Below are 528 nucleotides of genomic sequence, written 5' to 3'. Positions count from 1 at the left end.
CCATGCCGCAAGAATGTACCGTGTCAAACGATTTCAAGGAATCGCAGACATCGGGTTTTGTGCGTCGAAAAAGCAGTGGTACTATGGATTTAAGTTTCATCTTCAAGTGACCGATCAAGGACTGCCGATGGGATACGTGGTGACGGAAGCGTCCTGTCACGATCGAATCGCCGCTGAAACAGTCATGACACAAATTCCCCACCCCTACAATTTAGGTGACAAGGGATTTATTAGCAACGATTTGCAAAGAAAGCTATATGAGGAATATCAAATCGCCTTCTGGACTCCATCTCGCAAAAATCAGAAGCATCGCCCATCGGCATCATGGGAGAGATGGCTCAAACAAAAACGCAAAGTGGTGGAAACGGTGTTCTCTGTCCTCGTCGACCAGTATCGGATCACAGAAATTCGTGCCAATTCGATTGCGGGGTTTGAGGTAGCACTAGATGGCATTTTGTTGGTGTATTCACTTGTAACACTTGGGCTAGTTGAGCGTTAGGGTTCAACTAGCACCACGAGTTATTAAAT

At 46.2% G+C, this 528-nt stretch carries 1 protein-coding gene; it reads left to right on the top strand.

Going from position 1 to position 528, the window contains the following annotated elements:
* On the top strand, window positions 1–499 hold a 499-nt coding region (locus M4I42_RS17090; RefSeq protein WP_268853211.1), incomplete at its 5' end, for an IS982 family transposase.
* Window positions 500–528: the final 29 nt, after the last annotated feature.

The organism is Anoxybacillus sp. J5B_2022, from assembly GCF_026847645.1.
GTDB lineage: Bacteria > Bacillota > Bacilli > Bacillales > Anoxybacillaceae > Anoxybacteroides.
The sequence above is the reverse complement of the archived record's forward strand: the minus strand, read 5'-3'. Positions and strand labels throughout refer to the sequence as shown.